Source organism: Lentilactobacillus hilgardii DSM 20176 = ATCC 8290, from assembly GCF_000159315.1.
GTDB lineage: Bacteria > Bacillota > Bacilli > Lactobacillales > Lactobacillaceae > Lentilactobacillus > Lentilactobacillus hilgardii.
The window spans coordinates 1-534 of record NZ_GG670024.1 but is presented as its reverse complement, the minus strand read 5'-3'; the positions used below and the strand labels follow the sequence as shown (position 1 = coordinate 534).

Annotated in this window: 1 pseudogene; it reads left to right on the top strand. The window is 42.1% G+C overall.

Annotation, left to right across the window (positions count from 1 at the left end):
* Positions 1-534 (top strand): annotated as a pseudogene (locus HMPREF0519_RS12745) (hypothetical protein); the annotation flags it as partial.

Genomic DNA, 534 nt, shown 5'->3' with positions numbered 1-534 from the left:
ACTTGATAACTTGAAGAAAGTTTATCAAGAGCAAAATAGTGCCTTAACTAAGCTCAAAAAGAAACAAGCTACGGCCAAGTCCAAGCTTTCAAAAGCCCAAAGCAAATCCTTATCTGCTCAAAAAGCCACACAACGGGCAATCCTGAAGAAAGCAATTGGCGCCGCAGTGATGGCTGAAACTGGTGGTAAAGATGTGACGTGGATAACGCCTGTGAACCCCGGCAGTAAAGAAAGTTACGCTATTTTATGGCCGGACAGCGAAGATTTTTCTGGGTCAGTTAATGTTAACGAAACCGCCGTCATAAAGCACACCCCGATCAATACCGTTACTCAAGCTGGCACTGAAAGTATATCCGTTGGTGGCGCTTTGATTGGGGAAGACGGATCAATATCCACATTGATAAAAAAATTTGAACGTATTCGAACCTGGGCTGAAAATACTATCGAGATTTCACTCATTGGGCAAACATCTTTTCCAAATGCCATTATTTCCGGCATAGATAAACCTCATGACACCTATTTGACTAATCAAAT